25 protein-coding genes and 1 pseudogene are annotated in these 26,389 nt (G+C 69.2%); 15 read left to right on the top strand and 11 right to left on the bottom strand.

Going from position 1 to position 26,389, the window contains the following annotated elements:
* Positions 1-13 precede the first annotated feature (13 nt).
* Both ACQP0P_RS15550 and ACQP0P_RS15545 read right to left on the bottom strand, forming a co-directional pair.
* On the bottom strand, positions 14-1,009 hold the full coding sequence (locus tag ACQP0P_RS15550) for a DUF1648 domain-containing protein (protein ID WP_433376787.1): 996 nt from the start codon (positions 1,007-1,009) through the stop codon (positions 14-16).
* A 92-nt stretch (positions 1,010-1,101) separates the two neighbouring features.
* Positions 1,102-1,431: a GntR family transcriptional regulator gene (locus ACQP0P_RS15545; RefSeq protein WP_433381892.1), complete on the bottom strand. Its 330-nt coding sequence runs from the start codon at positions 1,429-1,431 to the stop codon at positions 1,102-1,104.
* Between the two features lie 108 nt (positions 1,432-1,539).
* Here ACQP0P_RS15545 and ACQP0P_RS15540 point away from each other — a divergent pair, with 108 nt between their 5' ends.
* From ACQP0P_RS15540 to ACQP0P_RS15495, 10 genes are all read left to right on the top strand, one after another.
* The gene (locus tag ACQP0P_RS15540; RefSeq protein ID WP_433376784.1) at positions 1,540-3,084 is read left to right on the top strand and encodes a leucyl aminopeptidase; all 1,545 of its coding nucleotides are present in this window, start codon (positions 1,540-1,542) and stop codon (positions 3,082-3,084) included.
* Between the two features lie 197 nt (positions 3,085-3,281).
* Entirely contained in the window at positions 3,282-4,661 is a 1,380-nt protein-coding gene (gene lpdA / locus ACQP0P_RS15535; RefSeq protein WP_433376781.1) for a dihydrolipoyl dehydrogenase, read from the top strand.
* A 36-nt stretch (positions 4,662-4,697) separates the two neighbouring features.
* On the top strand, positions 4,698-6,182 hold the full coding sequence (gene sucB, locus ACQP0P_RS15530) for a 2-oxoglutarate dehydrogenase, E2 component, dihydrolipoamide succinyltransferase (RefSeq protein WP_433376778.1): 1,485 nt from the start codon (positions 4,698-4,700) through the stop codon (positions 6,180-6,182).
* Positions 6,183-6,581: 399 nt separating this feature from the next.
* Positions 6,582-7,478, top strand: a complete 897-nt coding sequence (locus tag ACQP0P_RS15525; protein ID WP_433376775.1) for a TIGR01777 family oxidoreductase — start codon at positions 6,582-6,584, stop codon at positions 7,476-7,478.
* A gap of 38 nt (positions 7,479-7,516) precedes the next feature.
* On the top strand, positions 7,517-8,254 hold the full coding sequence (locus tag ACQP0P_RS15520) for a Type 1 glutamine amidotransferase-like domain-containing protein (protein WP_433376772.1): 738 nt from the start codon (positions 7,517-7,519) through the stop codon (positions 8,252-8,254).
* A 28-nt stretch (positions 8,255-8,282) separates the two neighbouring features.
* A complete protein-coding gene (gene lipB / locus ACQP0P_RS15515) occupies positions 8,283-8,960 on the top strand; it encodes a lipoyl(octanoyl) transferase LipB (protein ID WP_433376770.1) in 678 nt (225 codons plus the stop codon).
* 118 nt (positions 8,961-9,078) lie between these two features.
* Positions 9,079-10,008 (top strand): lipoyl synthase, encoded by a 930-nt coding sequence (gene lipA, locus ACQP0P_RS15510; RefSeq protein WP_433376767.1) that lies wholly within the window; start codon positions 9,079-9,081, stop codon positions 10,006-10,008.
* Positions 10,009-10,104: 96 nt separating this feature from the next.
* Positions 10,105-10,353: a fibronectin type III-like domain-contianing protein gene (locus tag ACQP0P_RS15505; protein WP_433376764.1), complete on the top strand. Its 249-nt coding sequence runs from the start codon at positions 10,105-10,107 to the stop codon at positions 10,351-10,353.
* Positions 10,354-10,497: 144 nt separating this feature from the next.
* Positions 10,498-11,178 carry a DUF4191 domain-containing protein gene (locus ACQP0P_RS15500; RefSeq protein WP_433376761.1) on the top strand — a complete coding sequence of 227 codons (681 nt, stop codon included), beginning with the start codon at positions 10,498-10,500 and terminating at the stop codon, positions 11,176-11,178.
* Positions 11,178-11,972: a class I SAM-dependent methyltransferase gene (locus ACQP0P_RS15495; RefSeq protein WP_433376758.1), complete on the top strand. Its 795-nt coding sequence runs from the start codon at positions 11,178-11,180 to the stop codon at positions 11,970-11,972. The genes ACQP0P_RS15500 and ACQP0P_RS15495 overlap by 1 nt, the downstream gene beginning before the upstream one ends.
* A 158-nt stretch (positions 11,973-12,130) precedes the next feature.
* Here the strand turns inward: ACQP0P_RS15495 and ACQP0P_RS15490 are convergent, their stop codons facing one another.
* The 4 genes from ACQP0P_RS15490 to ACQP0P_RS15475 form a co-directional block, all read right to left on the bottom strand.
* Positions 12,131-13,276 carry a serine hydrolase domain-containing protein gene (locus ACQP0P_RS15490; protein ID WP_433376756.1) on the bottom strand — a complete coding sequence of 382 codons (1,146 nt, stop codon included), beginning with the start codon at positions 13,274-13,276 and terminating at the stop codon, positions 12,131-12,133.
* Between the two features lie 95 nt (positions 13,277-13,371).
* Entirely contained in the window at positions 13,372-13,659 is a 288-nt protein-coding gene (locus tag ACQP0P_RS15485; RefSeq protein ID WP_433376753.1) for a hypothetical protein, read from the bottom strand.
* Positions 13,656-14,693 (bottom strand): RNA polymerase subunit sigma-70, encoded by a 1,038-nt coding sequence (locus ACQP0P_RS15480; protein ID WP_433376751.1) that lies wholly within the window; start codon positions 14,691-14,693, stop codon positions 13,656-13,658. Before ACQP0P_RS15480 ends, ACQP0P_RS15485 begins: the two co-directional genes overlap by 4 nt.
* Positions 14,694-14,792: 99 nt before the next feature.
* Positions 14,793-15,254: an RDD family protein gene (locus ACQP0P_RS15475; RefSeq protein WP_433376748.1), complete on the bottom strand. Its 462-nt coding sequence runs from the start codon at positions 15,252-15,254 to the stop codon at positions 14,793-14,795.
* 123 nt (positions 15,255-15,377) lie between these two features.
* On the opposite strand from ACQP0P_RS15475, the gene ACQP0P_RS15470 reads away from it, so the two are divergent.
* Complete coding sequence (locus ACQP0P_RS15470) at positions 15,378-16,397, top strand: hypothetical protein (RefSeq protein WP_433376746.1); 1,020 nt, start codon at positions 15,378-15,380, stop codon at positions 16,395-16,397.
* A gap of 170 nt (positions 16,398-16,567) precedes the next feature.
* Positions 16,568-17,992, top strand: a complete 1,425-nt coding sequence (glnA, locus tag ACQP0P_RS15465) for a type I glutamate--ammonia ligase (RefSeq protein ID WP_350927894.1) — start codon at positions 16,568-16,570, stop codon at positions 17,990-17,992.
* Positions 17,993-18,298: 306 nt separating this feature from the next.
* Here glnA and ACQP0P_RS15460 read toward each other — a convergent pair whose 3' ends face one another.
* The 3 genes and pseudogenes from ACQP0P_RS15460 to ACQP0P_RS15450 all read right to left on the bottom strand — a co-directional run bounded on the left by ACQP0P_RS15460 (position 18,299) and on the right by ACQP0P_RS15450 (position 21,483).
* The gene (locus ACQP0P_RS15460) at positions 18,299-19,021 is read right to left on the bottom strand and encodes a MerR family transcriptional regulator (RefSeq protein WP_433382552.1); all 723 of its coding nucleotides are present in this window, start codon (positions 19,019-19,021) and stop codon (positions 18,299-18,301) included.
* A 49-nt stretch (positions 19,022-19,070) separates the two neighbouring features.
* Positions 19,071-19,223 (bottom strand): annotated as a pseudogene (locus ACQP0P_RS15455) (MerR family DNA-binding transcriptional regulator); the annotation flags it as partial.
* Between the two features lie 229 nt (positions 19,224-19,452).
* The gene (locus ACQP0P_RS15450) at positions 19,453-21,483 is read right to left on the bottom strand and encodes a protein kinase domain-containing protein (RefSeq protein WP_433376743.1); all 2,031 of its coding nucleotides are present in this window, start codon (positions 21,481-21,483) and stop codon (positions 19,453-19,455) included.
* Between the two features lie 705 nt (positions 21,484-22,188).
* Here ACQP0P_RS15450 and ACQP0P_RS15445 point away from each other — a divergent pair.
* Complete coding sequence (locus tag ACQP0P_RS15445; RefSeq protein WP_433376740.1) at positions 22,189-22,692, top strand: hypothetical protein; 504 nt, start codon at positions 22,189-22,191, stop codon at positions 22,690-22,692.
* 99 nt (positions 22,693-22,791) lie between these two features.
* Here ACQP0P_RS15445 and ACQP0P_RS15440 read toward each other — a convergent pair whose 3' ends face one another.
* Both ACQP0P_RS15440 and ACQP0P_RS15435 read right to left on the bottom strand, forming a co-directional pair.
* Positions 22,792-23,019 carry a DUF397 domain-containing protein gene (locus tag ACQP0P_RS15440; RefSeq protein WP_433376738.1) on the bottom strand — a complete coding sequence of 76 codons (228 nt, stop codon included), beginning with the start codon at positions 23,017-23,019 and terminating at the stop codon, positions 22,792-22,794.
* The gene (locus tag ACQP0P_RS15435) at positions 23,019-23,897 is read right to left on the bottom strand and encodes a helix-turn-helix domain-containing protein (RefSeq protein ID WP_433376735.1); all 879 of its coding nucleotides are present in this window, start codon (positions 23,895-23,897) and stop codon (positions 23,019-23,021) included. Before ACQP0P_RS15435 ends, ACQP0P_RS15440 begins: the two co-directional genes overlap by 1 nt.
* Positions 23,898-24,128: 231 nt before the next feature.
* On the opposite strand from ACQP0P_RS15435, the gene ACQP0P_RS15430 reads away from it, so the two are divergent.
* Together ACQP0P_RS15430 and ACQP0P_RS15425 are read left to right on the top strand one after the other, a co-directional pair.
* Complete coding sequence (locus ACQP0P_RS15430) at positions 24,129-24,470, top strand: hypothetical protein (protein WP_433376732.1); 342 nt, start codon at positions 24,129-24,131, stop codon at positions 24,468-24,470.
* A gap of 416 nt (positions 24,471-24,886) precedes the next feature.
* On the top strand, positions 24,887-26,338 hold the full coding sequence (locus ACQP0P_RS15425; protein ID WP_433376729.1) for a hypothetical protein: 1,452 nt from the start codon (positions 24,887-24,889) through the stop codon (positions 26,336-26,338).
* Positions 26,339-26,389 lie beyond the last annotated feature (51 nt).

The following is a 26,389-nucleotide window of genomic DNA, read 5'->3' as shown; positions in this document are numbered from 1 at the left end:
GCGAAGGTGGAGATCAGCGGGTGCCGGCAGCGGTGGACGTACTGGCCACGAGGGTGTTCAGCAAGGCGGCGCCATTCTCGGCGTCGTCGATCGAGACGGCGAGGCGACCGCCGGAGACGTAGCCGATCACAAGGCACTCCCCGCCGCGGAGCATGACCGTCGCGGCACCCGGCAGCCCCCGAATGCCCCAGCCTCCGACATCGGACGGGAACAACTCCTCCGTCCAGGCCCGCTCCACTCGCGCGACAGGGATGTGCCTGCGGGGCAGGCGGAACGGCCCGTAGGAGAGGGCGACGCCCTCCTCGGTGATCTGCACCCGCACCGAACTGAAGGTCACGGCCACCAGGCCAACAAGGAGCGTGATCACCGCTGGGGTCCAGAGCGTCCCGTCGCCGCCGACCAGGGCGACCACCGCGAGCCCTGCCCCCAGCGCCAGGACGGAGCCGCCGGTCACGGCGAGCAGTCCGCTGCGCACGGAGGAGACCCACACGGCGCGCTGGCCAGGGCGGAGCGGGAACCGCCGGGAGGTGGCCGCGGCCCGCTCCGGCTGGTCGTCGGGTCCCGGACGGGCTGCGAGAGCACCGAGCCAGCCGCCGAGCACCAGCCCCACGACCGCGAGCAGCGCGGTCCACCCCAGGTGACCGGCCTGCCGCCAGTCGGGGGCGTCGAGGTTGGCCGCCAGCGTGACCGCCTGCAGCCCCAGGAAGAACAGGCCGGTGCCGCCCAGCAGGGCGCCGAGCGCCACGCGGCTCGTCCTGCGCCTGAGCATCGCGGCGTTGACAAGCGCGACCACGCAGGCCCCGCCCCCGATCAGCACCCACATGCCCACCACGAACAGCAGTGCGGCGGTGAACGACATCGAGCGGTCGGGGGCACCGGACGGGCCCCAGTGCATGGCCATGGGGTTGGGCAGCCGCTCCCGGAACATCAGCGGCGCGACGACCAGGGCGGCGGCCACCAGCGCGAACCAGGCTGCGGCCGTGGAAAGGAAACGGACTCGCAGGCCCATGTCGATCACTCCTTCGAAGGACCGGGTCCCGGACCCGGTCGTCTGACTCTTTTCAGCGGGGAGACCCCGGGCTTCGGCTCCGGGGAGTGAAGTCAGGACAGTTCCCTGATGAGCTCGATGACGTCGTCGTGGCGGTAGCCGTACTGGACCGCCTCGGCGAGCAGGGAACGCAGCTTCTCCTCGATGACACTGCGCGGGTTGGGGCGGCTGAGCACGCTCACGCCGCGGCCACGACGGAACTCCAGCACCCCCTCGTCACGCAGATCCCGCAGGGCACGCAGCACCGTGTTGGCGTTGATGCCCAGCGCGGCGGCCAGATCGCGCGCCGGCGGGAGCCGGTCTCCCTGGGCGTAGGAGCCCTCGGCGACGGCACGTCTGATCGCCTCGGCGACCTGCTCGTGCAGTGGCCGAGGATCGTTCATATCCAAGGTGAGCAACATAGTGCTAGCGACATTAGCACCATCTCTCTCGATGATGCCACTCCGGATAGCACCATCGGACGACACTATTTGTAGGATGAACCCTCGTTTATGAGTACTGCGCAAGCCCGACTAGCATCGGCTTGTGTGACCACTGTGCGGCTGACCCCAACTGACAATGCTGTCTCGTTCGACACCGACGCACTGGTCGTCGGCGTCCATACCGGACCGGACGGCCTGCTCCCCGCTCCCGGGGCCGACGGCCTCGATCAGGCTCTCGGCGGCAGACTCACCGCCACGCTCGGCAGTGTGGGCGCCAAGGGGAAGCCGGGCGAGATCTCCAAGATCCCCACTTTCGGCGCGCTGACCGCACCCCTGCTGGTCGTCGTCGGCCTGGGCGACGTCCCCGAGAACGGCTACGACGCCGAGGCCCTGCGCCGTGCCGCGGGCACCGCGGTCCGTGCCCTGGCCGGCACCGGCCGGGTGGCGCTGGCCCTGCCCACCGCGAGCGCCGAGCACGCCGGCGCCGTCGCCCTGGGCGGCCTGCTCGGCGCGTACTCCTTCACCAGGTACCGGACCGCCGACGAGCCGAGCGCCCCGGTGGCCGAGCTGGCCGTGCTGACCGACGCCGAGGGCGCCGAGGCCGCGGTCGGGCGCGCCGGCACGCTGGCCGAGTCGGTCTCACTCGTCCGTGACCTGGTCAACACCCCGCCTTCCGACCTGTGGCCCGCGCGCTTCGCCGAGATCGCCGAGCAGGTGGGCGGCGAGGCCGGCCTGTCGGTCGAGGTCCTGGACGAGAAGGCGCTCAAGGAGGGCGGCTACGGCGGCATCGTCGCCGTCGGCCAGGGATCGGCGAACCCGCCCCGCCTGGTACGCCTCGCCTACAGCCACCCCGAGGCCGAGAAGAAGCTCGCCTACGTCGGCAAGGGCATCACCTTCGACTCGGGCGGCCTGTCGCTCAAGCCGTCGGCCGCGATGGACTGGATGAAGTCCGACATGGGCGGCGCGGGCGCCGTCCTCGGCGCGATGCTCGCGATCGCGAGGCTGGGCCTGAAGGTCAACGCGGTCGGCTACCTCTGCCTGGCCGAGAACATGCCGAGCGGTACCGCGCAGCGTCCCTCCGACGTGTTCACCAGCTTCGCGGGCAAGACGGTCGAGGTGCTCGACACCGACGCCGAGGGCCGTCTGGTCCTGATCGACGGTATCGCCCGCGCCGGTCAGGACGACCCCGACGTGATCGTCGACGTCGCCACGCTCACCGGCGCGCAGATCGTCGCACTGGGCTGGCGGACGGCGGGCGTCATGGCCAACGACGACGACCTCCGGGCCGAGATCGTCGCGACGGCGGGCGCGCAGGGCGAGGCCGCGTGGCCCATGCCCCTGCCCGACGAGCTCCGCAAGGGGCTCGACTCGCCCGTGGCCGACATCGCCAACCTGCACCCCGAGCGTTTCGGCGGGATGCTCACGGCGGCGATCTTCCTGCGGGAATTCGTGCCGGACGGTGTCCGTTGGGCACACATTGACATGGCCGGTCCCGCCTTCAACAAGGGAGAGCCGCACGGCTACACGCCGAAGGGCGGTACCGGGGCGGTCACCCGGACGCTCGTCGGCCTGGCCGAGCGCTACGCGACCGGGTCCGCCCAGGCGTCGGCGTAGCCGCGCATGCGGGTCACAAGCAACACAGACAGATGAAAAGATGCGGTTGTCGGTGCCGGGCCAAGGGCGGGCACCGACTGGGCGCCGAGCCGGGTCAGGCGGCGGCGTGGATGCGATCGAGGATCCGCGCGGCCGGCCAGGGCACGGAAGGGGCGCGACCGTGAACACGGTATTCCAATCCGACAAGGAGCTTTCCTGTGGCTGATGGCAGCGGCCCCTACGACATCGTCGTCCTGGGTGGCGGTAGCGGCGGGTATGCCTGCGCTCTGCGGGCGGCCGAGCTGGGCAAGACGGTCGCGCTGATCGAGAGAGACAAGATCGGCGGCACCTGCCTGCACCGGGGGTGCATTCCCACCAAGGCGCTTCTGCACTCCGCGGAGGTCGCCGACGAGACGCGGGAAAGCGCGACCTACGGCGTCAAGGCCCGTTTCGAGGGCATCGACGTGCCCGCGGTCCACGCGTTCAAGGACAAGATCGTCAATCGCGCCTGGAAGGGCGTGCAGGGCCTTCTCAAGAGCAAGGGCATCACGATCATCGAGGGTGAGGGCCGTCTCGCGGGCCCGAACCGGGTGTCCGTGGGCTCCGAGATCTACGAGGGCCGCAACATCGTGCTGGCGACCGGCTCCGCGCCCAGGTCCCTTCCCGGCCTGGAGATCGACGGCGAGCGTGTCATCACCAGCGAGCACGCGCTCAAGCTCGACCGGGTGCCCACTTCCGTGGTCGTCCTGGGCGGCGGCGTCATCGGCGTGGAGTTCGCCAGCGTCTGGCGCTCCTTCGGCGCCGAGGTGACGATCGTCGAGGGCCTGCCGCACCTGCTGCCGCTGGAGGAGGAGTCGAGCTCCAAGCTGCTCGAGCGCTCCTTCCGCCGCCGCGGCATCAAGCAGGAGCTGGGCGTCTTCTTCGAGGGCGTCAAGACCACCGACACCGGCGTGGTCGTCAGCCTGGCCAACGGCAAGACCCTGGACGCCGAGCTGCTGCTCGTCGCGGTCGGCCGCGGCGCGGTCTCCGCGGGCATGGGCTTCGAGGAGGCGGGTGTCGCCATCGAGCGCGGCACCGTCACCGTGAACGAGTTCTGCCAGACCAGCGTGCCCGGCGTGTACGCGGTCGGCGACCTCATCCCGACCCTGCAGCTCGCCCACGCGGGCTTCGCCGAGGGCATCCTGGTGGCCGAGCACATCGCGGGGCTGAACCCCGTGCCGATCGACTACGACGGCGTGCCGCGGATCACCTACTCCGACCCCGAGGTCGCCTCGGTGGGCATCACCTCCGCCCAGGCCAGGGAGCGCGGCCACGAGGTCGTCGAGTTCACCTACGACCTCGCGGGCAACCCCAAGAGCCAGATCCTGCAGACGCAGGGCGCCGTCAAGATCATCTCAGCGAAGGACGGCCCGGTGCTCGGCGTGCACATGGTCGGCCGTCGCATCGGCGAGCTCGTGACCGAGGGGCAGCTGATCTACAACTGGGAGGCCCTGCCCTCCGAGGTCGCCCAGCTCATCCACGCCCACCCGACCCAGTCCGAGGCCGTCGGCGAGGCGATGCTGGCGCTGGCCGGCAAGCCGCTCCACGTCCACAACTAACGTAAGCCCTCACTCGGAACGCGAGAGAAGACACCAATGCCGAAGTCCGTACAGATGCCCCAGCTCGGTGAGAGCGTCACGGAGGGCACCGTCACCCGTTGGCTGAAGAAGGAGGGCGAGCGCGTCGAGGCCGACGAGCCGCTTCTCGAAGTCTCCACCGACAAGGTCGACACCGAGATCCCGTCTCCGGCCGCGGGCATCCTCACGAAGATCGTGGTGGCCGAGGACGAGACAGTCGAGGTCGGCGCCGAGCTCGCCGTCATCGACGAGAGCGGCACCGAGGGCGCCGCCCCGGCGCAGGAGGCGGCCCCCGAGCCCGAGCCCGAGCCGGTCCCCCAGCAGCAGGCACAGCCGGTCTCCTCGATCCCGCAGCCCGCCCCGCAGGCCCCCGCTCCCGCCCCCGCTCCCGCCCCCGCTCCCGCCCCGGCTCCCGCCCCGGCACCCGCGCAGGCCCCGGCACCGCCCCTCCAGGCCGTCCAGACCTCCCCGGCCGCGCCGCCGTCCCCGATCGCGACGGCACCGGCCGCCGAGCCCGCCGCCCAGCCCTCCGGTGAGAGCCCGTACGTCACCCCGCTGGTGCGCAAGCTCGCCGGCGAGCACGGCGTCGACCTCGACTCGCTGAACGGCACCGGCGTCGGCGGTCGCATCCGCAAGCAGGACGTGCTGGAAGCGGCCCGCGACCAGCGCGAGCGGGCCGCGGCGACCCAGGCCCAGGCTCCGGCTCCGCAGGCCGCCGTCCAGGCTCCGGCGGCCGCCCCCGCGCAGGCTCCCGAGCCGGTCGTGGTGGACACCACGCTGCGTGGACGCACCGAGAAGATGTCGCGGCTGCGCCAGACCATCGCCAAGCGCATGGTCGAGTCGCTGCAGGTCTCGGCCCAGCTCACCACCGTGGTCGAGGTCGACGTCACCAAGGTCGCGCAGCTGCGTGACCGCGCGAAGGCCGAGTTCCAGCGGCGTGAGGGCGTCAAGCTCTCGTTCATGCCGTTCTTCGCCCTCGCCACGATCGAGGCGCTCAAGCAGCACCCGAAGCTGAACGCCACGATCAACAGCGAGACCAACGAGGTCACCTACTTCGACGCCGAGCACCTGGCCTTCGCGACGGACACCGAGCGCGGCCTGATCGTCCCGGTGATCAAGAGCGCGGGCGACCTCAACATCGCCGGGCTGGCCCGTAAGATCGCCGATCTGGCCGAGCGCACCCGCACCAACAAGGTGAGCCCGGACGAGCTCGGCGGCGGCACGTTCACGCTGACCAACACCGGCAGCCGGGGCGCGCTGTTCGACACGCCGATACTCAACCAGCCGCAGGTCGGCATGCTGGGCACCGGCGCGGTCGTCAAGCGCCCGGTCGTCCTGGACACCGCCGAGGGCGAGGTCATCGCCGTCCGCTCGATGGTCTACCTCGCGCTCAGCTACGACCACCGCCTGGTCGACGGCGCCGACGCCGCCCGCTTCCTGACGACGATCAAGCGTCGCCTGGAGGAGGGCCGTTTCGAGAACCAGCTGGGCCTCAACGCCTAGTCGCCGTTCCGCCTCCCCCGGGCCGGTCCGCTCTCCGCGGACCGGCCCGGTCCGTTCTCGTCATCTTCACGGGTGTCCTTTGGGTATGAGCGGAATACGCCCGGCCAGCGGCGGACAGGCTGTTGACGGCCGCCGCGCGGCACGGTTTCCAGCCGCCGCCACCGAGCAGCGGGAGAGAGGCTCATGGCGAGGGCGGCGGCGAGCGGCAGTACCGCGACGGGCGAGAGCGCCCCAGCCGACTCCGCCGCCGAGGAAGAAGACGACATGACCCCGCCGTGACGGCGACCAGCCGCTTCCCGCCGTCGCCGGAGGCGAGCCGACCCCCGTCTTCCGCTCCCGACGCATCCGGTGACTCCTGCTTCCCGGAAATCGCAGGGGAGGTCGACTAGATTGGACAACATGGCGATCATCGTGACCGGGTCCTCTGGACTGCTTGGATCGGCTCTGGTCAAGGCTCTGCGGGCCGACGACACCCGGGTGGTCAGGTTGGTACGGCGGGCGCCGCAGGGCGTCGACGAGGCGTTCTGGAACCCGGGCAAAGGGCTCATCGACCCGGCGGCCCTGCAGGGGGCGCGGGCCGTGGTCCATCTCGCCGGAGCGGGGATCGGCGACCGGCGCTGGAGCGACGACGTCAAGCGCGAACTGGTCCGCAGCCGGGTCGAGGGGACCAGGACGCTGGTGAAAGCGCTGGCGGAGCTGCCGGACAGGCCTCCGACGCTGCTGTCGGCGTCCGCGATCGGCTACTACGGGGACACCGGGGACCACGAGGTGGACGAGACGGCCCCACCGGGCGAGGGATTCCTCGCGCGGGAGGTGGTGGTGCCCTGGGAGGCCGAGACGGTACCCGCCGAGGAGGCGGGCATCCGGGTGGCCCGGCTCCGTACCGGCCTGGTGCTGAGCGGCGCGGGCGGCATGCTGGCGAAGATCCTGCCGATCTTCAAGCTGGGGCTGGGAGCGCCCCTGGGCTCGGGAGAACAGTACTGGTCCTGGATATCGATCGACGACTGGGTGCACGCCGTACTGCACATCCTGGGCGACCCGGAGATATCGGGCCCGGTCAACCTCACCGCGCCGCAGCCGGTCACCAACGCGGAGTTCACCAGAGCGCTCGGGAAGGCCCTGCACCGGCCCACCATGCCACTCGCCGTACCCGGATTCGCGCTGCGCACGGCCATCGGGGGGTTCGCGGAGGAGGGGGTGCTGGCCGGGCAGCGGGTGCTGCCCCGGCGCCTTCTGGAGTCTGGTTACACGTTCCGGCATACGCGCCTCAGTGAGGCGCTGGCCGCCGTACTCTAGGGTCCCTGTTTCCGCCAAAGCCGTCGAAGAGGTCATGTATGCGTAGTTCTGGGCAGTCTCACATCCTTGCCATCGGAGGCGGCTCGTTCCGCCCGTCCGAGCGCTACGGGTTCATAGAGGCGAGCGCGCTGCTGCGGTACGCCCTCGACCTGACCGGCCAGGACCGGCCGAGGCTGGGCCTGCTCGCCACCGCCACCGGCGACGACGCCGACTGGCTGCTGAAGATGTACGGCGCCTTCCGCGATTGGGACGTCGAGGTCAGCCACCTGACCGTGTTCCCGATGCCCAACGTCGAGGATCCGCGCGAGTGGGTGCTCAGCCAGGACCTCATCTACGTCAGCGGCGGCAGCGTGGCCAACCTGGCGGCCCTGTGGCGGCTGCACGGCCTGGACGAGATCTTCGAGGAGGCCTGGCGGGCCGGTGTGGTGCTGAGCGGCCAGAGCGCCGGGGCGCTCTGCTGGCACGTGGGCGGCAACACCGACTCCTTCGGCCCGACGCTGCGGGTGTGGTCCGACGGCCTGGGCCTGCTGCCCCACTCGTGCGGCGTCCACTACGACTCCGACCCGCAGCGCCGCGCGCTGCTGCACGAGGCGGTGGCCTCGGGCGAGCTGCCGGGGGGCTACGCGGCGGACGAGGGTGTGGCGCTGCACTACGTGGGCACCGAGTTCATCCAGGCCGTCAGCGTGCAGCCGGACGCCTACGCCTACAAGGTCGAGCACGACGGGGCGGGCGGGGCCAAGGAGTTCCGCATCGAGCCTCGGCTTCTCACGTCGTGACCACGAACGGGTCAACTACTCTTGAGACGTGAGTGACCTGGCAATCGTCCGTCTTGGCGTTGACTTCCCCTATGAGCAGGCCTGGGATCTTCAGCGGCGCATCCACGCACGCCGCGTGGCCGAGGAGATTCCCGACACCTGCCTGATGCTTGAGCACGCGCCGGTCTATACGGCGGGAAAACGAACCGCGCCGCACGAGCGGCCCTCCGACGGCACCCCCGTCGTCGAGGTCGACCGGGGCGGCCGGATCACCTGGCACGGTCCCGGCCAGCTGGTCGGCTACCCGATCGTCAGGCTCGGCGGCCCGCTCGACGTGAACGCCTACGTGAAGCTCCTGGAGGAGACCCTGGTGGCCGTCTGCGCCGACTTCGGGGTGCAGGCCGGCCGAGTCCAGGGGCGTGGCGGTGTCTGGGTGGCCGGAGACCCCTCGCACGGCCTGCCGGACAGGAAGGTCGGGGCCATCGGCATCCGGGTCTCGAGCGGCGTCACGATGCACGGGTTCGCGCTCAACTGCTCCAACGACCCGAGCTGGTACAACCGGATCGTCCCGTGCGGCATCAGCGACGCCGGGGTCTCCTCGCTGTCCGCCGAGACCGGCCGGCGGATCGTGGTCGACGAGGTCCTGCCGTACGCCGAGAAGCACCTGGCGGAGGCGCTCGGCGCGCGGGCCTTCGAGCTGCCCGAGGAAGACCTGTTCCGGCGCTGAACCCCCGGGGCCTCGCGGCTCACGGTGGGACATAGGCTGGACAGGTGAGCGAGCGTGATGACACTTACCCCACCTCGACGTGTAACACCTCGGTCCCTCGACCGACGAAGGAGCTGGCATGACCGTCGCACCTGAAGGGCGCAAGCTCCTCCGGCTGGAGGTCCGCAACGCCGAGACCCCCATCGAGAAGAAGCCCGAATGGATCAAGACCAAATTCAGGGCGGGCCCGAACCACACCGAGCTGCGTGCGCTGGTCAAACGCGAAGGGCTGCACACGGTCTGTCAGGAGGCCGGATGCCCCAACATCTCCGAGTGCTGGGAGGACCGCGAGGCCACCTTCCTCATCGGCGGTGACCAGTGCACCCGGCGGTGTGACTTCTGCCAGATCGACACCGGCAAGCCCAAGGCGTACGACACCGACGAGCCGCGCCGCGTGGCCGACTCGGTGCGGCAGATGGGCCTCAACTACGCGACCGTGACCGGTGTCGCCCGCGACGACCTGCCCGACGGCGGCGCGTGGCTGTACGCGGAGACCGCGCGGCAGATCCACGCGCTGCTGCCCGGCTGTGGCGTCGAGCTGCTGGTGCCCGACTTCAACGGCGACCAGGCCCAGCTGGAGGAGGTCTTCTCCGCCAGGCCCGAGGTGTTCGCGCACAACGTCGAGACCGTGCCGCGGATCTTCAAGCGCATCCGGCCCGCCTTCCGTTACGAGCGCTCCCTGGAAGTGATCACCAAGGCCCGCCAGGCCGGCCTGGTGACCAAGTCCAACCTGATCCTCGGCATGGGCGAGGAGCGCGAGGAGGTCGTCCAGGCCATGCGCGACCTGCACGAGGCCGGGTGCGACCTGCTCACCGTGACCCAGTACCTGCGGCCCACCCCGCGCCACCACCCCGTCGACCGCTGGGTGAAGCCGGAGGAGTTCGTGGAGCTGGGCAAGGAGGCGGAGGCCATCGGTTTCGCCGGGGTCCTGTCGGGGCCGCTGGTTCGCTCCTCCTACCGGGCGGGCCGCCTGTACAAGCAGGCCGTCGAGGCCCGCCAGCACGCCTGAGCGGCCCGGCCTCACCGGCTGTGGAAACCGGAGGAACCCCGCTCGCGAGCGGGGTTCCTCCGGTTGGGGCGTCGGAGGTGCCCGCCTTCTTCAACGGTGTCGCCGCCAGACCTACCGAGCCGCCGGTTGCCGTTCGCCCCACCAGGCGTAGGAGACCGGGACGGCGCGGGGTTCTCCGTCGTCGACGCGGCCCCGGGCGAGACCGTGGTCACCACGGTCCACCTGCCCGAGCGCGCCTTCCAGGTGTGGACGGACCGGGGCTGGTCGACGGTGCCGGGGGACCACACGGTCGAGGTGAGCCGCAGCGTCGCCGACCGCCGCCTGAGCGCGACCGTGACCGGATAATCCAGGTAAAGCAGTCGGCAGGGGCGTTTCTCCCAGCGGTACCGGCCTTTCCGGCGCTCCGCGGCCTTCGGCCCCGGCGCCGGAACCGGCACCCGGCAGGTCACGTTTTCACTTCTTGAGCCATGGATTTGTATCCTTCAGAACATGGCCAAGAAGCCCGAAGACTCAGAGCGCCCGGGGCGCATCAAGCAACTCCGTATGATCACGAAGATCATCAAGGAGGCCAACCCCAAGGGGATGCCGATCGTCTACGCCTCGGCGCTGGGCACGCTCGCGCTGTTCGTGGTGATCGGCCTGGTCACGGGCTGGTTCTGGTATCTGCTTTTCATCGGGATACTGCTGGCCCTGACCGTCGGGCTGGTGGTGTTCGGCCAGCTCGCCCAGAAGGCGCAGTACTCCATGCTGCACGGGCAGGTCGGCGCCGCCGCCGCGATCCTGCAGGGCATGCGCGGCAACTGGGAGGTCACCCCGACCGTCGCGGCCACCCGCGACCAGGACATCGTGCACCGCGTGGTCGGCTACCCAGGCATCATCCTGGTCTCGGAGGGGCCGGGCAACCGGGTGCAGAAGATGCTGGTCGCCGAGAAGAAGCGGGTCCAGCGGATCGCGCTGGACGTGCCCGTCTACGACATCCAGTCCGGTGACGGCGAGGGGCAGATCCCGCTGGCCAAGCTGCAGCGGCACCTGATGAAGCTGCCCCGCAACCTCAAGAAGCCCGCCCTGTACGAGATCAACAACCGGCTGAAGGCCCTGCCTCAGACGCTGCCGATGCCCAAGGGCCCGCTGCCGCGCGGCGCGAAGATGCCCCGCCCGAAGATGCGCTGATGGGCTCCGCCGGGGTGGGCCGCCACCGGGTGGACGCCACGGCCACCTCCCGGGCCAACCGCGGCTGGTGGGACGGCGCCGCCGACGAGTACCAGGCCGAGCACGGGGAGTTCCTGCGCGACTCCGGATTCGTCTGGTGTCCCGAGGGGTTGGACGAGGCCGACGCCCGTCTGCTGGGCGATGTCGCGGGCAGGGACGTGCTGGAGATCGGCTGCGGCGCCGGGCAGTGCGGGCGCTGGCTGGCCGGCCAGGGCGCCAGGGTCGCCGCCTTCGATCTGTCCTTCCGCCAGCTTCAGCATTCGCGCCGGATCGACCTGGACGCGGGCGCCGCGCTCCCCGTGGTCCAGGCGGACGCCGAGGTCCTGCCCTTCGCCGACGGGGCGTTCGACCTGGCCTGCTCGGCCTTCGGCGCGCTGCCGTTCGTGGCCGACGCCGGGGCCGTCCTCGCCGAGGTCCGCCGGGTGCTGCGCCCCGGGGGCCGCCTGGTCTTCTCGGTAAGCCACCCCGTCCGCTGGGCCTTCCCCGACGACCCCGGCCCCGCCGGGCTGACCTCCGACCGCTCCTACTTCGATCGCTCCGCGTACGTGGAGATCGGCGAGGACGGGCGTCCGTGCTACGTCGAGCACCATCGCACGATGGCCGACTGGGTCCACCTCATCACCGCCTCCGGGCTGGTGCTGCGGCACCTGACCGAGCCCGAGTGGCCGCCGGGCCACGACCGCGAGTGGGGCGGCTGGAGCCCGCTGCGCGGCCGCCACCTGCCCGGCACCGCGATCTTCACCTGCGCCCGGTAGACGCGCACCCGGCGGCCGGGGCGGCACCCGTGTGCCCGCCATGCGACACGGATGGCACCCCGGCCTCCTTTCCCGCACGCCGGAGATCGTCACAGGTCGGCTGCCGGCTGAGATCCGATGCTGCGGGAGGTCGTCCCGGACCGGCCGGGAACGCGGGTCTAGCGGCCGGCGTTCATGACGATCCGGCCGATCTCATCGAAGGTGCCGAAGTCTCCGCCGGAGACCAGGTTCTTGGTCATGGCGATCGCGATCCCGGTGGCCGTGTCGGCGTAGGCGGCCGAGCCGCCGCTGCCCGCCATCCCGAACAGGGTGGGGGCGTCGAGCAGTTCGGTGGCGCCGACGGCGTACCCGAGGGATCTGGTGACCGGGGTGCCGGTGACCTCGTCCACGCCGGTCACCACCACCTCGGTGATCTCTCGCAGCCGTGCCGGCGAGACGAGCCTGACGCCGTCCACCTCGCCCAGCAGGGCGGCGTACATGCGGGCCACGGCACGGGCGGACATGGTGCCGCCCGCCGGGATGTCGGAGGTCAGCACGTCGGCGCGGTTGCCGAAAGCGGCATCCGGCATCGCCGCCATCGGCGCCGCCGTGTAGCCGTCCACCACCCTGAAGAACGGTATGTCGGCGAACATCTCCGCGGGCATCTCCGCGGGCATCTCCGCGGGCATCTCGAAATCGCTCGGCGCGTCCTCCAGCCGGGCCAGCCGGGCCAGCTCGGATTCCGGGACGCCGAAGAACAGCTCACCGGCCACCCCGAGCGGCCCGGCGACCTCCTCCCGCAGGATCTGCGAGATCGGCCTGCCGGTGCTCCGGCGGACGATCTCCCCGATGAGGTAACCGAACGACTGGGGGTGGTAGCCGGTCCTGGTGCCCGGCTCCCACCAGGGCTTGGCACCGGCGATCGCCGCGCACATCCCGTCCCAGTCGCACAGGTCCTCGGGCGTGGTCCCGGCGGGCAAGCCGGGCACGCCCGTCGAGTGGGTCAGGGCGTGCCGCACCGTCGCGCGTTCCTTGCCGTGGGCGCCGAACTCCGGCCACAGCTCGGCGATCGGCGTGTCGTAGCCGAGCACGCCCCGCTCCACGAGCACGTGCACCACGGTCGAGGTGACGCCCTTGCCGGTCGAGGTGCTGTAGAACGGCGTGTCCGGCGTGACCAGGCGCCCGGTGGCCGGGTCGGCGACACCCGCGACGACGTCGACCACCGGTTCGCCGTGCCGGTACACGGCGACCTGCAGGCCCCGCTCGGTCCCGGACTCCACGAGCCTGTCGGCCGCCTCCTGGACCCGCTTCTGCATATCGTTCATGATCATCCCTTCCGTGACGCGGTGTGTGACCGTTACGACGGCCGGGGGCCGCAAAAGGAATCGCCCCGGGGGTTTGGTTCTCGGAAGCCAGGGACTCAGCGGCGCCCGGGCCTGCGTGAGATCGCGAGCAGGACGGCGGGTTCCCGCCCCGGATTGTGCAGGGCTCGCACCGGCAGCCCGTCCAGCCACAGCACGTCGCCGCACCGGAAGGCCAGGCGATCACCGTCGGAGCAGACGAGCTCGATCCGTCCGCGCTCAAGCAGGACGATCGCGTCCCGCCATTCGGCTCCGGCCCGGTCCAGCGAGCCGCCGGGCTCGACGACGACCGTCCGTATCCGGAACGACGGCCCGAACCGCCCGGGGTCCTCGCCGATGCCCGTCACAGCGCCGTGGGGAGGCCGAACGCCGGGAAGATCTCGGCGCCGAAGGTGGTGATCTGGGTCACCAGCTCGTCCTCGACCCGCAGCACGCCGAGCCACGAACCCTGGTACCCGGACTCGCCCGGACGCCTGAGGTAGGCCGCCGCGGCGGGTTGCCGGTTGGCGCGGGTGGGCAGGACGCGCCAGTCACCCCACGCCTCGGGACCGATCATCGCCGGGCGCCACGCCTCGACGATCGCCTCCCCACCCAGGATCCAGATCGGGGCCGGCGGCATCGCCTGCCAGGCGTCCGCGCGCAGCACCCCGGCCAGGACCTCGGGATCCGCCTGCTCGACGGCGTCCATGTAGCGTCGCAGCGCCGCGCGTTCCTCCCCGGTCGGATCCGAGGAGGGCGCCCACTCCATCCGCTGTGCGGGCAGGTGCTCCCGCATCGTCGACCGGGCCCGCTGCAGGGCGCTCTTCACCGCCGCGACGCTCACCTCCAGCAGCGCGGCGGCCTCCTGCGCCGACCAGCCGAGCACGTCGCGCAGAATCAGCACCACCCGCTGCCGGGGAGGCAGGTGCTGGATGGCGACCAGGAACGCCAGCTCGATCGTCTCCTTGGCGACCACCTCGGCGTCCGGCTCGGCGCCGGCGGGGGCGGGCGGCTCCAGGAGCCGGTCCGGGTACGGACGCAACCAGAAGACCTCGGTCGGTGCCGGCGAGGGGACGCCGGAGGTGGCCAGCACCGGCGCTTCACGCGGGCGTGGGCGGCGCGGGTGGCGGTCGAGGAAGTCCAGGCAGGCGTTGGTCGCGATCCGGTACAGCCAGGCCCTGAAGGTCGAGCGCCCCTGGAAGCTCTCCCGCCTGCGCCAGGCGCGCAGGAACGTCTCCTGCACCAGGTCCTCCGACTCCTCGAAGGAGCCGAGCATCCGGTAGCAGTGCACCCGCAGCTCCCGCCGGTACCGCTCGACGAGCGTGCCGAACGCCGGCTCGTCACCCGCCAGCGCGGCGGCCAGGACCGCGCTCTCCTCCGGACCCGCCTCTTCCTTGATCACGAAGTCGTTCCTCCCTCGCGGCGGACCGCCCGGCGCGGCCGCCCGCCGTTGTGACGTCCGCCGGAGGGAAAAGGAATCGGCTGCGGGCGCGGGGACGCCTCAGAGGCGTACGACCACGGTGTTCGCCGCGCGGTCGTGCAGGCCCCGCTGGTCACGGTCCCAGATGAGGGCGGGCAGGGCCAGGCAGAGCAGGACGGTCCGGGTCAGCACGGAGAGGAACCCGGGGCGGCCGCCGCCGAGCGCGGCGACCCTGATGCCGAACAGCCGCATCCCGAAGGTCATCCCCATGGTGCCCACCAGCAGGAGGTATTCGGCGGCCAGGACCAGGATCGGGACCCAGGCCGCATGAGTGGGGTCGATCCGCAGGAGCCCCTGGGTGATGGCCCAGGTGCAGATCAGCCAGTCGACCACGATGGCGCCGAGTCTGCGGCCGAATCCGGCCACCGAGCCGCTGCCCTCCGCGGGCAGCCCGAGCCGCTCCCCCGGAGAACCGAGGTCGACTCCGGCCGACCTGACGCCGCCGAGCCAGGTCTGGGTCCAACGCGGCTGCTTGCTGCTCATGCCCCAACGGTAGCCGCCCCGGGCACCGCCCCCGTACTCGCCCGGACCGGCTGGCGAGACAGGGCGAAAACCATAGATCATATGTGTCGGCATCTCAACCAGCACATTCCCCCCGGAGCCCCCGTGCCTGACAACGACGACATCGACGAGCGGTTCGAGACGCTCACGGCTCAGATCAGCGTGCGGGAACGCAAGCGGATGACCAGGATCGCCGAACAGGAGTGGGCGCGGCAGCCCCGCCTCAGGCGTCGCCGCAGGCGGCGGTGGGCCGCGGTCGCGGTGGCCGTCCTGGTGGCGGCGGCCGGGGGATTCGTCGTCTACCGGCCCGAGACCGTCGAACAGGTCCGCGCCGCCGTCCTCGCGGACTTCGGCATCGACCCGTCCACCGAGCCGACGGCCGGGCGGAGCGCCGAGCCGACCCCGGTGGAGTCGGCGAAGGTCTCCCCCTTCGACGGCTCACCCGCCCAGAAGTACGCCAACGGCGCCAAGGGGCTGGTCATGCCGGAAGCCAGGGCGATCGGCGGGCTGAGCCGTAAGGAGGTGTCCGCGGCACTGCGGCACGCGAGAAAACTCCTGACGGCCTCGAACCTGGACCGGAAGGTGCTGCTGGGCGGCAGGCCGAACGCGCTGATCCGGTTGCTGGACCCCGAGCAGCGCACGCCGTTCGTCAAGGACCTCAGGCGCCCCGGCAGGAAGGGCGGGTACGAAAGCCGGAGGTGGGTGACCAGCCTGGCTCCGAAGAGCGCCGAACTGGTCAGCGAGACCTTCAAGGTCCATGGCAGAACCCGGCTGACGACCTTCGAGGAGAACGGACTCGGCGGCGTTCGGATCAAGGTCAACTACCTGTTCGTGTACGCGATCCAGCGGCCGGGCCGGCCGGACACCCTGATCAGGCTCGTCGCGCACAACACCGGCAGGCTGGACGTGTGGCGGGAGGGCGGCCGACTGCGCTTCTGGGTCGGTCAGTGGAACGGCGGGGGGACCGCTCCGGCACGGTGTGACATCGATGACGGCTTCGTCCATCCGTTCTATCCGGACTCCCCTCCCGACCGGAAACTGAAGGTCGACGGCCCGGCCGTGGATCCCTACTCGCTTGAGGAGGAGACGCCGGAGGGCTGCAGAGCGCTGAAGTCCGACACGTGAAAATCCAGCAAAACCAGGCAAAGGAAGGCCCGATATACCCGTTCAGACGGGGCAGGAGAACTAGCGTGAAGGCGACTTCCGCTTAACACGAGTGAAACAGACGAGACACGGGGCGGTAACGGCGCAGGCATACTTTCGCCCTGATAGCCCGTGCCCCATGGGAGGTTCGCGTGTTCAACTCCGCCGACGACGTCCTGAAGTTCATCAAGGACGAGGGGGTGCAGTTCGTCGATGTCAGGTTCACCGACCTGCCGGGGACGACGCACCACTTCACGTTCCCTTCGGAGAACTTCGGAGCCGGCGTCTTCACCGACGGTCTCATGTTCGACGGCTCGTCGATCCGCGGTTTCCAGGCCATCCACGAGTCGGACATGCTGCTGCTGCCCGACCCGTCCACGGCCGTGCTCGACCCGTTCCGCCAGCACAAGACGCTCAACATCAACTTCTTCGTGCACGACCCGCTGACGGGCGAGGCCTACAGCCGCGACCCGCGCAACGTCGCCCGCAAGGCGGAGGAGTATCTCAAGGGCACCGGCATCGCCGACACGGTCTACTTCGGCCCCGAGGCCGAGTTCTACATCTTCGACGACGTGCGGTTCGAGACCAACGCGCACGCGAGTTACTACTACATCGACTCGATCGAGGGTGCCTGGAACAGCGGCAAGGCCCAGGACGGCGGCAACCTCGGTTACAAGCCGCGCTTCAAGGGCGGCTACTTCCCGGTCCCGCCGATGGACCACTTCACCGACCTGCGCTCGGAGATGGTGCGCCGCCTCATCGACGCGGGCATCGACGTCGAGATGCAGCACCACGAGGTGGGCACGGCCGGCCAGGCGGAGATCGACTTCCGGTTCAACACGCTGCTCAAGGCCGCCGACACCCTGATGCTGTACAAGTACATCGTCAAGAGCACGGCCCTGGAGCACGGCCACACGGTCACCTTCATGCCCAAGCCGATCTTCGGTGACAACGGCTCCGGCATGCACTGCCACCAGTCGCTCTGGAAGGACGGCGCGCCGCTCTTCTACGACGAGGTCGGCTACGCGGGTCTGTCCGACACCGCCCGCTACTACATCGGCGGACTGCTCAAGCACGCTCCGTCACTGCTGGCCTTCACCAACCCGACGGTCAACTCCTACCACCGCCTGGTGCCCGGCTACGAGGCCCCGGTGAACCTGGTCTACTCCCAGCGCAACCGCTCGGCGTGCATCCGCATCCCGATCACGGGCTCCAACCCGAAGGCCAAGCGCATCGAGTTCCGCGTCCCGGACCCGTCGTGCAACCCGTACTTCGCCTTCGCCGCCCAGCTGATGGCCGGCATCGACGGCATCCGCAACAAGATCGAGCCGGTCGAGCCGGTCGACAAGGACCTCTACGAGCTTCCCCCCGAGGAGGCCCGCAACATCCCGCAGGTCCCCGGCTCGCTGACGGACGTGCTCGCGGCCCTGGAGGCCGACCACGAGTACCTGCTGGAGGGCGGCGTGTTCACGCCGGACCTGATCGAGACCTGGATCTCCTACAAGCGGGAGAACGAGATCGACCCGATCCGGCTGCGCCCGCACCCGCACGAGTTCGAGCTCTACTACGACGTCTGAGCCCCTGAGCTTCTGACCTGCGTAAACAAGGCGGTTGAGCCGCCAGGGCACACACAGGGCACTCAGGCCTCCTGCGAAAGGCCGTCGACCGTCCTGCCATTGAGGGCACGCTCGACGGCCTTTCGCAATGGACGACCCCTGACACGAAGTCGACGTCGTCCACCGGAGCGTTCGACCAGCGACGCAGGGCCGGATCCCGCCACGCCACCACCAGCCCGGCGGCATCCGTCTCGCGCCAAGGGCGGAGCACGAGGGCGGGAGCCGACTACGTCGCGGCCACTTGCAAGACCACCCCCATCTCGGTCACTATCGGCGCTCCTGGGCCCGCATGGTGCGCAGGCACCACTCCAGCGCCGGTGTCACCATCTCCGGGGCGGGCCGGCCGTTGATCGCCGCGAGCAGCGTGAGATACCGCTCCCGGCGAGGGTCGTTCATGCGCTTCAGCCGGGTCAGCATCAAGTGCCGGAGCTCAAGGTTGTCGGGGTGGTCAATCAGGTCTGCGTAGCGGGCCGTGAGGGCCGCGAGGAGGTGAGCGGCCTCACCCGAGGCCGGGTCCATGCCGTCGGCCGCTGCGGGAGCGACCTGGTCGCGCACGATCGCAGCAAGATCGCGCCGCACGACGGTGTCTGCGCCCTGCCCGCGTTCGGCCGCATGATCTTCGGCCATGTGGCGCATGCTCGTGCGAAAGCCCAGGTCCTGGAACAGGTCCGCCAGCTCCACCCACGCCTCGACCTGCTCGGGCTCGGGGTTGTCGGGCAGCTCAGGGGTCATCGAGCGCCTGATTCCGGCGAAAGCGTGGTCGACGTCCAGGCCGCCGAAGACTGTGTCGAAAAAGTCGTCGATCAGCGTCCGGCGCTCGTGTTCCGACAGCTTGGCCAGCTTGTGCATCAGATCCATCTCCTCCAAAGTCGAGCCGCGCCGGGCCACCGCCGTCAGCACCGCGCGGCGCAGGTGCAGCGTGCGGATCTGCACGTCCAGGGCTTCGGCGTGCGCTGCGACGACCTGAGCCAGGCACCTCCTGGTCCACAACCTTGCCGATCGTGAGCAGGTCCAGACCCAGGTCGCGCAGCGTTCTTACAAGGTCCAGGCGGGCAACGGCGTCGATGCCGTAGAGGCGGTGGCCGGTTGGGCTGCGGTCGGTGGGCGGCACGATCCCGCGATCGGAGTAGAACCGGATGGTCTTGACGCTCAGCCCGGTCCGCCGGGCCAGGTCACCGATCGAGTAGAGCATGTCCCCGTCCATGCGCCTTACCTTCGCATCTCCCCCTACTGGAGGTTCAAATCCGGCAAGCAGGATTATTAAGGCCTGATCAGGTGGCGGTCGGCCCGGTGAGTCGCCCGGCGGCAGGGCCTTGAGTGGGGCGGCGGTTGGACGTGATCCGTCCCATCTGGAGTTCTGTGTCTCTTCCGCCTCGTCTTCAAGGGGCCGACACGCCGTCGCGTCCGAAGCCGGCCAGGCCCTACTGGTTGGCCTTTTTCGACGGCTCAGCGGATCGGGCGACATCGGCGATGTCTTGCAAAGGGATCCGCCGGGCGTCACCACCTGACAGAGCGGTCACGAGCACGGCTCGGTCGACGCCTTCCTGGGTTCGCTCGCCGCCGCCCGCGACCACAGTTCCAGCTTCGGTGACGGCGAGGCTCGACAGCGTCCCGGGAATACGACCGAGATCATCACTCTTGGACCACGACTTTCCGTTCGCGCTGCGATAGAGGGCGTACTGCTGTTCCTTCGTCGGCGCGATCGCGATCGCACCTCCCGGAGCGGAGACGACACCGTACACCCCCTGTGGGCCGAGCCCCTTGATGACTCCGCAGCGCACCCAGTTGGCTCCCGCCTCCGAGCAGAAGACCCGAGCCTCGCCCGTCCCCGCCCGCTGAGTTGAGACGAGAAGCAGACCCTCATCGGTTGTGGCGAGTGCAGCCGTTTCCGGCCGCACGCCGGGGAGCGCGGCGCCGGTGCGCAGCCAGCTCCGGCCGCCGTCATTGGAACGCACGATCACTGTGGTCGCCTCCCCGAGGCCGTCCGCCAGAGCCACGACGACGTCCTCCCGTGTCACCACTGTCCGGAACTCGCCCACTTTTCCAGGCGAGGCGGCCTCCGTCCGGTTCCAGACACGGCCGTCCGCAGAATGCCATGCCCTTGGATTTTTCCCCGGCTGTGTACTGCCCACGGCCACGAATCCGGAGCCGGTCACCGCCACGTCATTGATCACGTCTCCCCTTTGGAAGGCACTCCCCGGATCTGCCTCCGCCCATGTCCGGCCGTCGGCCGAGGTCCACATGTTCGGAACCGCACCGGCCGGCCCCGGCCCCACGGCGAGCCAGCGCCCAGGAACCCCCGCTACCTGGTTGACGGACCTCCCCCTCTGCGACGGATTGGAGACCTCTCCGTAGGACCATCGCCCGCCACCGTCGTCGGAGTACAGGAACAGCGGATCAGGTCTGGCGGGGCCGCCGCCGGCTGCGACCACGGTCGATCCCGCCACGGCCACCGCGTTGATCGTCTGACCGGAGCCGTCATTCGGAGTGGCGGAATCCTCGGTGCCGCCGTCCCATAGCACCGTGAGACCGAGCACGGTGGCCATGACGGCCAGACCGGCGCCCACGCTGACGCCGACTTTCAACGCGCGGCCGCTCCTCCGCCGAGACTCCGGGTGCTGTTCGCCACGCGCCAGGACGACCGATCCCATATCGGTCTCGGACCCGCCAAGCCGGGTAAGGGCCTCGAGCAGGGAACGGGCCGTGGGCCTCTTTCCCGGACGTTTGTCCAGACAGGAGACAAGGAGGTCGTGCAGCTCAGCGGGCACACCGTCCAGCTCTGGCCTGCCCTTGGTGATCCGGTTGAACATCACCGCCAGATGCCCGTGGCCGAAGGGCGGAGACCCGGTGGCGGCGTACACCATCGTGCTCCCCCAGCTGAACACGTCTGATGGTGTGTCCACCTCTCCCTCGCCGAACTGTTCGGGAGACATGTACGGGGGGGTGCCCAGCACGCTCGACGTCGTTGTGGTCATATCCAGCGCGCGGGCGATACCGAAGTCCACCACCCGGGGACCATCCGAACCGATGATCACGTTGCTGGGTTTGAAATCCCGGTGCACGATTCCCACCCGATGGATGGCCAGGAGGGCGGCGGCCGTACCAACCGCCAGCCGTCTGAGATCATCTGCGCCAAGTGGCCCCCGAGATTGGACGAGACGATTCAGTGGCTCCCCATCGATGTATTCACTGACCACATACGGCTGATCCGCGGTGAGCGCGGCCTCCAACACCCGCGCGGTACAGAAAGGAGCCACCTTCATCGCCGCCTCCACCTCCCGCAGGAAGCGCCGCCGCGCACTGGGGTCGTCGACGAGGCGGGCATGCAGGACCTTGATCGCCACCCGTGTGGCGTCCCCGGTCTCTCCCAGATAGACGACGCCCTGCCCGCCCTCGCCGAGCCGTGCGATCAGACGGTAAGAGCCGATACGTACAGGTTCTCCGGATCGCAATGGATCAAGTTCCGACACACGAACCGCCTATATCCAGCCTACGGAGATATCGTTGAATAGTCTCACAGGAAGGAAACCTCTTCGCCACGACCGCTAAGCGGGTTACAGAGCGGCCCTTCGTCCGCGTTGGTCTCCGCAATAATCTCGCTGCGGGCTGACGGCCGTCCTGGCCGACGTCCATCCGGCCGGGGGCATCGAAAGAAAGCTGTCCGTTCGTCTTTCAACCAGACGTCTCCGGCCGAATGGCCATCCGACGCTCCGGTGAAACCGCAGGTCTCGGCAGGGGCACTGGACGCCGTCCGGCCAGGCCGGACCCGGTATAAAAAGATTTACCGATGTGCGACCCCAGAGCGGACTTCACCCAGACATTCCAGTATGGCATCGACGGACATCAGGAATGGATCGGACCGCAGAATTCGAGTGTGCGTCCTGCCCATTTCCGGGCCCGGCAGAACTCCCAGTTCCCGGTCGAGCAGCACAAGGGTTTCCTGAAATATCCCCAGCGCAAGCCACCGACAGGTCTCCGTTTCATGCGAGAGGCTCACTCTCATAGGGCCCGTTCCTCCTGCGTCGCCGAGGGTGAGCGGCGGAAAAGCTGTTTGTCATTTTCAGCTGCCGGGCTACGCTGCTGACCACGCTCTCGTTGACCTTCCTGGAAGAGGTGCTTTTGGCAGGCGAGATGTCACCCCCCGGATGGCACGGCTGATGACCCTTTTCGTACATCTCACCGCGGCCAAGAAGGTCCGTTCGGTGCGGCGGGCCGGCATCCGCGCGCAGAGCCGAAACCATGACGGCCTGCCGGGAGTGTTCTGCCTGCCAATCCTCCCCTCCTACCAGCTCACTCACCAGTGGGTTCGCGAACTGAAACGCGGTGGCCAACGCACCATGATGGTGGCCGTCGACTTTCGGGTACCCGATGACGAGCCGGTGTTCGTGGGTTACTTCTCAGAGGAACACGAGCAGCTTCCCAGCGCCGAGGCCGCGGCCCTGATCGCCGGATGCGAGGACGCCCGAGGTTACGAGGTCTTCATCCCACGGGCGATCACCGCCAAGGAGGTCCACCGCGTTCGCGGCATGAACCAGGTGACCGGCTGGAGATACATGCCCAACGCCCACGGCAGGTTCCCCTGTCCGTGTCCCGGATGCATCCCGCGCGGTCAGTACGGTGGAGCGAAGATCCGCCAAGCGGCCGAGAGTCGCGGTTACTGAACGACCGTCTCGTCCACGCGTCCGGTAGGGGCGGCGTCGCCACTGACGACCAGGACGGCCGACGCACGGTCGTGAACGTTCGCCGGAGGCCGTGCCCTTTTACCTGGCGGGGAAGTCGAATTCGCCGTTCTTGACGCCGTCGACGAATGCCTGCCACTCGGCGCGGGTATAGACGATCACCTCGGCATCGGGGCGACGGCTGTGCCGTACGGCGACACGTCCACTGCCGTCGGCCAGCGGACCGGCCTCGACGCACTGCCCACCACCGTCAGGGCTCCGGGTGCTGATGTGCCAGGCGACGCCCGCCAGTTCCTCGGGGCTGATCATCACGTACTCCTCCCTTTCGCGCGTTTAGCACGACCGATCGCGGAGCGGATGACGGTCGCGGACTCATCCGGGGTGAGCGCGGTGCTACGTAGGGAATCGTACGCTTGCGCGAAGTTCTCTACACCCTCTGCTTCGGTGTAGACAGCACCTCCCCGAGTCTCTACACAGGTCACGTCAGAGTAGGGCTCCGGCATGTCAAAGATCATGAAGGCACCCTCCGGACTGGCGTGCGCCCCGGCGGCGAACGGCAGGACCCGGATGGTCACGTTTGACCCGGTCATGACCTCGGACAGGTGCTCCAATTGAGCGCACATCACCTTCGGGCCGCCGGTCATGCGGTGCAGCACAGCCTCATCAAGAACGATCTCCAGGTGCGGAGATGATTCGCCGTCAAGCACGCGCTGGCGGTCCATTCGGAACTCCACCCAGCGCTCGATCTGCTCGCCGGGAGTATCCATACCGCTCGCCGTAATGACCGCTTGAGCGTAGTCCCGAATTTGGAGGAGCCCGGGGACGACCATCGCCGTATAGCAGCGGATCCCCTCCGCACGGTTTTCAAGCCAGGCATGGTCGAACATCACACCAAGGGAATCGGCGGCATAACCGTCGTCCCACCAGCCCCTGCGCCAGATGTCGCGACTGAGCCGCTCCAGCCCGTCGCGGATCTTCTCGTCGCCGATGCCGTACAGATTGAGCAGTGCGAACACATCGGACACCCTTGCCGGGATGATGCCGGCCTCCAGCCTGCTGATGGTCGCGGCGTCGCGCTGCAGGTAGTCACCGGCCTGCCTGAGCGTCAGCTTGGCCGACTCGCGGAACTCCTTGAGGTATTTGCCGAGCCACTGCGCCCGCAGTGTCGGTCCTCGTTTCGCGCCCATCGTCGTCTCCTCCGAGCTCGCGCCACCCGCATTGCCGATTCAATGTGGGGTAAATCAGGACAATCTCAACAAGCTCGTCAAGCAAGCTTGCGTCACTGTGAATTAGATGTCACGCTACCGAGCTACCGGTGGTCACGTTACGCGTTTGGTCAAATACGCAAAGGGATCAGCGTGGAGCGGAGCCGTCCGGCAGATCTCCACTCAGGTTCAGCACCGGAAGGGAGTACCAACATGGAGCACCACGCTGGTTCCGACCAGCCACCCGTCCGCCATGACCCGGACTTCGACGAGCGTCGCCCACAGACCACGGGCCCGGAGAGTACGTACCCGAGTACGCGCGTGCCGACCGACGATCTCCCGCGCATGTTCGCCCTGGTCCAGGAGTTCGACGAGGACGACGAAAGGGACGGGCGGGGTTCGCCGGAGGTGGTGGCGTACGGGCTGGCGCTGCCGGATGGGACGGCGGCGACCGTCACCAGGAACGGCTATGGGTTCGGCCGCTGGACGAACGCCCACCGGGCCGCGCGTCGGCTGGGCTCCGACCTGGTCTGGCTCGGTGAGAGCGCCGTCTGACCGGGCAGGGAAAGGTGCCCCGGACCGCGCCTCCGGGGTATCGCGGTCGAGTACCCGAAGGTGACGCGCAACGACCGCGTACGACAACGCCGTCCCATGACCGGCGCGAGACACCGCCGGGAGGCTTCACATCCTGCTCGGAGACAGGTACGTGACTCCTTCGCTCCCCGAGGGGAACGGCTTCTCGCCTCTCTCGGCCGAGTGAGGCGACGGCCAAGCCCTGACCGCTTCACAACAGGGAGGCGATTCACCTGCCGGGCAGGCCCGGCAGTCCCCTCGCCAAACATGACTGGCCACCTGGCCCACGCCGGCACCCTGGGGAAACCTCCGATGCAAGCCAGATACCAGTGGGATCTCAGTGACCATGGATACCTTGCGCCCTTCCTACTAAGAAGCCATTGGAAAGGCGTAATCTCATGAAGAGGACAGCATTACTGCTGGGTACCCTCTTGCTCAGTGGGCTGCTGGTCACTCCCCCGGCCGCCGCGGCGCCCGCCGCGGCGCCCGCCGTCAAGGTAGCGGTCGCCAAGGTCGGCGCCTCTCCCGCCAAGCAGTCCGGCGCGTGCCCCACCACCGTCGGTTTCTCCGCGACCGTGTCCGCCAAGGGCAAGGGCACCGTTCGCTATCGCTGGGTGCGCGGTGACGGCAGCAAGGGAGCGATCAAGAGCTTCAAGGTCAGCGGCAACCGGAAAGTCATCGTCCGCGACAGGCAGACCTTCGAGGCGTCCGTGAAGGGCTGGCAGGCCGTCGAGATCCTCGGTGACAAGAAGCTGTCGCGCAAGGCGCACTTCACCGTCAACTGCGCGGGCCCGGTCAAGGTGTACGACGTCGCCCACCCGCTTCCGGCCCATCCCACCAGGCCGCTCGTCGCCGCCGCGGACGTGGACGTCACGCCGCCGTCCTACAGCGGCGCCTGCCCCACGGCCGTGCGCTTCACCGGCACCATCCAGGTGTCCAGGCTCCCGGCCCGCGTGGCCTACCGGTGGGTCGACAGCTCCCAGGGCGACGGCCCCGTCGAGTATCTCGACTTCCCCGCCGGAGGCCCCCGCCTCAGGCAGGTCACCCTGCCGCTCAGCGTGGGCAGCTCCACCGGTGGCTGGAAGGCCATCCGGGTGACACACGGACACGATTCGGGCCGTGCCGCCTACCAGGTGACCTGCACCGGCACGCCCACCCCCACTCCCAGCCCCACACAGACCACTCCCACTCCCAGCCCGACGGGCCCGTCGGCGCCGAAGCCCGTGGTCACCATCCCCGACCTGTTCCCCGGTGACTACGAGGGCAACTGCACGGTTCCTGTCGAGTACAACGGCTGGGGCGACATCCGACTGCCCGCGGGGGCGGCCACCACCGTCACCTACTGGTGGATCCTGGACGGTTCGCCATGGCAGAAGGAGCAGATCGACTTCGCCGCCAGCGACAATTACCGTTCCCGCTACGTGCCTGCCAGGTTCTCGCTGACCGACCAGCAGAACGGTACTCACACCCTCGGCCTCATGGCCGAAGGCGGCTCTTCCGAGCCCGTCGAGCGGACGTTCGTGCTCAACTGCCTGACCGAGCCGCAGGACGTGACCGTGACCATCGACAAGATCGGCCACAACGTCGACTACCCCGACCCCACCTGCACCATGCCGAGAGTCGGGCTGGACGTCACACTGACCCTGAGCCGCGCGGGAGAGGTGGAGTACACCTGGACGGTGAACGGACGCACCGGCTATTCGGGCAAGAGAGCCTTCTCCGCTGGGACGACCAAGATCTCGGGCGGCGTGTATCCGACGGCCACCAGTGGCATCGCCCGCTTCGAGGTGCTCAACCACAACAAGCCGGTGAAGGAGATCTCCTACACCGTGAACTGCCCTAAGAAGTAGTGACATGCCAGGCGCCCCCGCCGGAAGACGGGGGCGCCTTCGTCATGCTCC

It is taken from the genome of Streptosporangium sp. CA-115845 (genome assembly GCF_050943795.1).
In the GTDB taxonomy this organism is placed as follows: domain Bacteria; phylum Actinomycetota; class Actinomycetes; order Streptosporangiales; family Streptosporangiaceae; genus Streptosporangium.
This window is presented reverse-complemented; position numbering and strand designations above follow the sequence as displayed.

What these genes read in the sequence shown, in the direction of transcription:
- ACQP0P_RS15550 (WP_433376787.1), bottom strand. Translation starts at nt 1,009, where the DNA reads ATGGGCCTGCGAGTCCGTTTCCTTTCCACGGCCGCAGCCTGGTTCGCG.
- ACQP0P_RS15545 (WP_433381892.1), bottom strand. Translation starts at nt 1,431, where the DNA reads ATGAACGATCCTCGGCCACTGCACGAGCAGGTCGCCGAGGCGATCAGA.
- ACQP0P_RS15540 (WP_433376784.1), top strand. Translation starts at nt 1,540, where the DNA reads ATGAGTACTGCGCAAGCCCGACTAGCATCGGCTTGTGTGACCACTGTG.
- sucB (WP_433376778.1), top strand. Translation starts at nt 4,698, where the DNA reads ATGCCGAAGTCCGTACAGATGCCCCAGCTCGGTGAGAGCGTCACGGAG.
- ACQP0P_RS15525 (WP_433376775.1), top strand. Translation starts at nt 6,582, where the DNA reads ATGGCGATCATCGTGACCGGGTCCTCTGGACTGCTTGGATCGGCTCTG.
- ACQP0P_RS15520 (WP_433376772.1), top strand. Translation starts at nt 7,517, where the DNA reads ATGCGTAGTTCTGGGCAGTCTCACATCCTTGCCATCGGAGGCGGCTCG.
- lipA (WP_433376767.1), top strand. Translation starts at nt 9,079, where the DNA reads ATGACCGTCGCACCTGAAGGGCGCAAGCTCCTCCGGCTGGAGGTCCGC.
- ACQP0P_RS15500 (WP_433376761.1), top strand. Translation starts at nt 10,498, where the DNA reads ATGGCCAAGAAGCCCGAAGACTCAGAGCGCCCGGGGCGCATCAAGCAA.
- ACQP0P_RS15495 (WP_433376758.1), top strand. Translation starts at nt 11,178, where the DNA reads ATGGGCTCCGCCGGGGTGGGCCGCCACCGGGTGGACGCCACGGCCACC.
- ACQP0P_RS15490 (WP_433376756.1), bottom strand. Translation starts at nt 13,276, where the DNA reads ATGAACGATATGCAGAAGCGGGTCCAGGAGGCGGCCGACAGGCTCGTG.
- ACQP0P_RS15475 (WP_433376748.1), bottom strand. Translation starts at nt 15,254, where the DNA reads ATGAGCAGCAAGCAGCCGCGTTGGACCCAGACCTGGCTCGGCGGCGTC.
- ACQP0P_RS15445 (WP_433376740.1), top strand. Translation starts at nt 22,189, where the DNA reads ATGACCCTTTTCGTACATCTCACCGCGGCCAAGAAGGTCCGTTCGGTG.
- ACQP0P_RS15440 (WP_433376738.1), bottom strand. Translation starts at nt 23,019, where the DNA reads ATGATCAGCCCCGAGGAACTGGCGGGCGTCGCCTGGCACATCAGCACC.
- ACQP0P_RS15435 (WP_433376735.1), bottom strand. Translation starts at nt 23,897, where the DNA reads ATGGGCGCGAAACGAGGACCGACACTGCGGGCGCAGTGGCTCGGCAAA.
- ACQP0P_RS15430 (WP_433376732.1), top strand. Translation starts at nt 24,129, where the DNA reads ATGGAGCACCACGCTGGTTCCGACCAGCCACCCGTCCGCCATGACCCG.
- ACQP0P_RS15425 (WP_433376729.1), top strand. Translation starts at nt 24,887, where the DNA reads ATGAAGAGGACAGCATTACTGCTGGGTACCCTCTTGCTCAGTGGGCTG.